The sequence below is a fragment of the Sphaerochaeta sp. S2 genome, assembly GCF_016406725.1.
GTDB lineage: Bacteria > Spirochaetota > Spirochaetia > Sphaerochaetales > Sphaerochaetaceae > Sphaerochaeta.
In genome coordinates, this window is the sequence record NZ_JAEKNT010000300.1 from 1 (window position 1) to 4,626 (window position 4,626).

At 48.8% G+C, this 4,626-nt stretch carries 5 protein-coding genes and 1 pseudogene; 3 read left to right on the forward strand and 3 right to left on the reverse strand.

Features of this window, described 5'->3' with window-relative positions; all coding sequences use genetic code 11:
* A partial coding sequence (locus JF818_RS08710) for a glycerol kinase (RefSeq protein ID WP_370570319.1) occupies positions 1–1,486 on the forward strand: 1,486 nt, incomplete at its 5' end.
* Here the strand turns inward: JF818_RS08710 and JF818_RS08715 are convergent.
* Complete coding sequence (locus JF818_RS08715; protein WP_198891627.1) at positions 1,483–2,160, reverse strand: fructose-6-phosphate aldolase; 678 nt, start codon at positions 2,158–2,160, stop codon at positions 1,483–1,485. The genes JF818_RS08710 and JF818_RS08715 overlap by 4 nt on opposite strands.
* Before the next feature lie 41 nt (positions 2,161–2,201).
* Between JF818_RS08715 and JF818_RS08720 the strand changes: the two genes are divergently transcribed.
* Positions 2,202–3,128, forward strand: a complete 927-nt coding sequence (locus JF818_RS08720) for an AraC family transcriptional regulator (RefSeq protein ID WP_233066913.1) — start codon at positions 2,202–2,204, stop codon at positions 3,126–3,128.
* Positions 3,129–3,131: 3 nt separating this feature from the next.
* Here the strand turns inward: JF818_RS08720 and JF818_RS08725 are convergent, their stop codons facing one another.
* Both JF818_RS08725 and JF818_RS08730 read right to left on the reverse strand, forming a co-directional pair.
* Positions 3,132–3,506 (reverse strand): VOC family protein, encoded by a 375-nt coding sequence (locus tag JF818_RS08725; protein WP_198891628.1) that lies wholly within the window; start codon positions 3,504–3,506, stop codon positions 3,132–3,134.
* Positions 3,506–4,186, reverse strand: a complete 681-nt coding sequence (locus JF818_RS08730; RefSeq protein ID WP_198891629.1) for an MBL fold metallo-hydrolase — start codon at positions 4,184–4,186, stop codon at positions 3,506–3,508. The genes JF818_RS08725 and JF818_RS08730 overlap by 1 nt, the downstream gene beginning before the upstream one ends.
* Positions 4,187–4,266: 80 nt before the next feature.
* Here JF818_RS08730 and JF818_RS08735 point away from each other — a divergent pair.
* Positions 4,267–4,626, forward strand: a pseudogene (locus JF818_RS08735) (carbohydrate-binding protein); the annotation flags it as partial.

Sequence of the window (4,626 nt, forward strand, 5' to 3'; positions counted from 1 at the left end):
TTTCCCAGGTGAGTACCCTATGAGTGAACAATTCATCCTTGCATTCGACCAAAGCACATCAACCACGAAAGCCCTGCTTTTCGACCAGAAGGGAGCTTTAAGAGGACGTTCAGATGTCCCCCACCGCCAGATCATCAATGACCAGGGCTGGGTGGAGCATGATGCTGAACAGATTATCAAGAACCTCTTCTCTGCGGCAAAGAACCTGTTGAAAACCACTGCGGTAGACCTCAGTCTTATCAAGGCTGTGGCGATCAGTAATCAACGGGAGACTGCTGTTGCATGGGACAGAAACAGTGGAAAACCTTTCTACCATGCCATAGTCTGGCAATGTGGGAGAGCAAAGGACATCTGTACGGCCCTGGAAAAAGACAAGGATGAAATTCACAGGAGAACCGGCCTGCACCTCTCACCCTACTTCAGCGCTGCCAAGTTCGCCTGGATGCTGCAGAACGTCAAGACAGTAAGAGAGGCAGCCCAGGCAGGAAATCTGGTGCTTTCCACTATGGACAGTTATGTTCTCTATCACCTGAGCAGTGAAAAAGCAGTGCGAAGTGAATACTCCAATGCTTCTCGCACCCAGCTACTGAATATTACCGATCTTATCTGGGATGAGAAGGTGGCTTCACTCTTTGGTATCCCAACAGAAAGCCTTCCTGAACTATGTGACTCAAACGCTCTTTTCGGACATACCGACCTAGGGGGCATATTGCCAGAGGAAGTTCCCATACATGCAATGCTTGGTGACTCACAAGGAGCGCTCTATGCACAAGGGTGTCATTTCAAAGGCATGACCAAAGCCACCTATGGTACAGGATCCTCCATCATGATGAACATTGGGCAAGTACCGGTGCTCTGTGAGGACCTCGTCACCAGCCTTGCTTGGGGGATTGATGGAAAGGTCACTTACGTCCTGGAAGGGAACATCAACTACAGCGGAGCAACAATCTCTTACCTGGTTGAGGACCTTGAGCTTATAGGCTCAGCAAAGGAAGCAGGAATCCTAGCAGGGCAAGCCAAGGACATTGAAGGTCTTTACATGGTGCCAGCCTTCAGTGGCTTGGGAGCACCGTACTGGGATCCTGAGGCAAGAGCGGTAATTGTTGGATTGGATAGGCGGTGCAAGAAAGCAGAACTGGTCAGGGCAGCAGAAGAATCGATAGCCTACCAAATCGCGGACATTGTCTTCCTGATGCACAAACATGCAAAGCAAGATATAACCAGCCTCCGGGTTGATGGAGGTCCTACTAACGATTCATTCCTCATGCAAGCACAGAGTGATATCATTGGCTGTGAGGTTAGGGTTGCCGCACTAGAAGAATTAAGTGGACAGGGACCAGCGCTTATCGCTGCAAAGGCAGTAGGCATCCTTCAAGAGGAGCAACTCCCAGCAAAAGCACTCTATCAACCAATGATGAGCGATACAGAGAGAGAAAAACGGTATAAAGGATGGAAGAAGGCAGTCAGTAAGGCACTGTCATCCTAAAGCTCCAACAGAGTTTTCTCCCCGAAAACAGATTTCCAATCCCTGGAAAAGTCATCAACTGCCTGGCTGATGGAAGGCATCGCCAGTCCGGTTGAAAGCAACTCTGGACGGACCGTACACACCCCGGCCCCATTGGCGTAGGCACTGGTTACCTCACTGATGTTCCTGAAACTCGCAGCGAGGACCTGGGTTGTACTGGTATTCGTCCAAAGGAATCCAGACAGTTCCTTGATTACCCGTTTTGCATCAATATCCAGATTGAGCATCCGATCATAGAATACTGCAATATAGCGGGCTCCACTGAGCATGGCCAGAATGCCTTGCATGGTGGAGAACACGGTCGTCCCGGTGACAGCAATCCCTTCTGAGGTAAGTTGTTTGATCACCTTCAAACCACACTCGGTAACGGGAACTGCAATACAGGTTTTCTCACCAAGCTGAGAGACTAGATAATGGGCTTCCTTGATCATGGTGGACTCATCACAACCCATGACCTGGATATGCAATTCCCGCTCTTCCCCGATCATCTCCCTGATACGTCTCAAGTGGGAGAGAACGGCGCCTCCTTCAATGGTGCTGAGCATGGTGGGGTTGGTGGTTACCCCTTTGATAGGGTAATGCTCCAGAGCATGTGCAATTGCCGAAAGGTCGGCGCTATCGAGTAGTAGATCCATAGCTTGGTTTCTCCTCACGACAAGTGTGCCATACAAGGGCGATGAGAACAACTATCCAAGCGGTAGTTCTTGACAAAGCCTGCAGGATGCACAACCATTTTGCTATGATTGATTCCATCTTGTCAGACACCTCGTACTTTTGGGAACCTACCATGCAGTTGAAGGTCATCAAGCGTGATCCGGAAATCCCTTACCGGTTACATAGCCATGAGTTCAATGAATTGGTATTCGTAGTAAGTGGGCGTGGGATAAATTACACCAAGAGCGAACAGCAGCCGCTCCAAGAGGGGTCGATTTTCTTCATCCCACCTGGTGTGGAACATGGATACAAGGATGTGGAGAACCTGGTACTCTACAACATCATCTATGCAAGAAACCTAATGGGAAGAAAGTTTCTCGACCTGCCCTCCCTTCCAGGCTATTGCTCCATCTTCATGGAAACCCAGAGGATCCCCTATCTGTTGCTCTCTCCTTCCCAAACTGCTGAACTCATCCCCTTGATCCAGATGATGGAGAAGGAAGCTGATGACCAGAGTTATGGCTCGGGTTCCCGGCCATTGGCGCTTGCCTATCTGATTGAATTGATCATCTCGCTCTCCCGTATTTGGGATCAGACCCCACGAGAAACCAACCAGGGAACCCGAAGACTCTGGGAAGTCATCTCCTATATGGACCAGCATCTTGATACAAGCCTCGCAACAGAGGAGCTGGTGGAAGTGGCTAATATGAGCACAAGCACATTGAATCGGCTCTTTAAGCAGAGTACCGGCCTCTCCCCCATTGAGTTCCATATCCATAAGCGTGTTGCACACGCCTGTACCCTTATCCAGAGACGTGGGCTCTCCATGTCCCAGGTAAGTGAAGCGTGTGGGTTCAAGGATCCGAACTACTTCAGCAGGCAATTCAGGAAGGTCATGGGAATGAGCCCGAAACAGTACCAGCGAATTTTCACCAGCCGTTTCACCTAATGCTTACTTCTTTTCAGGAACGATTTCAATCCAGTACCCATCAGGGTCAACGATGAAGTAGATTCCCATCTGCTTGTTTTCGAAAATGATGCAATCCATCGCGCGGTGTTTCTCCCGTGCACCTTCCAGGTCATCGGTCTCGAATGCAAGATGGAATTCATTGTCTCCAAGGTTGTAGGAGTCCTTCTCCCAGTTCTTCAACCAAGTAAGCTCAAGTTGGTGCTTCGAAGATCCGTCTCCCAGGAAAACCAGGATGAAAGAACCATCAGAGGCTTCCTTTCTCCGCACTTCCACAAGACCTAACGCCTCTTTATAGAATGCAAGGGATGCATCAAGATCCATGACATTGAAATTATTATGAGCGAAATGAAACTGCATTATATCCTCCATGTTTGTGGGACCGTATCCAGAAGAATTACTTCCTTGACACGATCTCCGAGCTCTTTCTGTAATTTGCTGCATACTGAATAATCTTCCCACATATGCATGGGAACAAGTGTGTCTACCGATACTGTCTGAACCAAATCTTTTGCCCCTAGGCTGTAATAAGAGCCTAAACGAGGATCGACAGGTACGAAGGCAAGGTCCAGATGAGAAGGGAGAAGAGCCAACTCCTTATGGTAGTTATCGGCCATCTCCTCATTGTACTGCTTACTCTCCCCTTCCCAGTGCCAATGGTTCAGGTCACCGGCAAAATAGAGGGTTTTTCCCTCAACCTCCACAACAAAGGCCACCCCTTCATCAGTACTCTTGAGTGTCTTGACTACAAGGCCTTCCACGATATCCTCTTCATAGGGGCCCATCGGGTTGATGGTACAGGAGAAGGGGATATCTGTTGGAGGAATATCGGAGGAGAGAAAGAAAACGGTATGCCCCTTCCGGTCTGCGAGCGAAAAGATGGACGAGTCATAGTGGTCGGCATGCCGATGACTGGCAAATACCATCAACGGCTTGGTGGTTGAGGGAAGGCTCACTGCACCTTTGGTGTAATCAAAAAGCAGGAGATACGCATCCGTTTCCACTAAGAAGGCACTATGCCCAAGGAATGTACAATTCATAGTATAACCATGGACCAATTGCTGGTTGCTGTCAAGCAAGGCAAAGCTGTGGTATAGTGAGTTATGCGGAGGATTGTTGTATGAAAATCATGATTCTTGATGCAAATGAAACAATACTTGCCTCGAGCAGGAAAAGTGGATATGGAGTCTCCCTGGTCTATAAAGAAGCATACGAGGAAGGAGACCAAGTAGTTCTGGAAGTAGATGAACCTGGTATCTACCTCATACAGCTTGATGAGACACTTGGAACCCATCCTCTTTTTCTGGAGAAGGAAGCCAGCTTCAGCATTCCTGTCTCAGAAGTCAAGAGGACCTGTTATAGCCCTTATGCCTTCCAAGGACAGAGACATCTTTTAACACTTAGCCATGTAGACAGCCTGCCGCGCAGGAATCTTGCATGCAATCCATATGATCATCATGAGACGAAAGGGCTCTTCCCC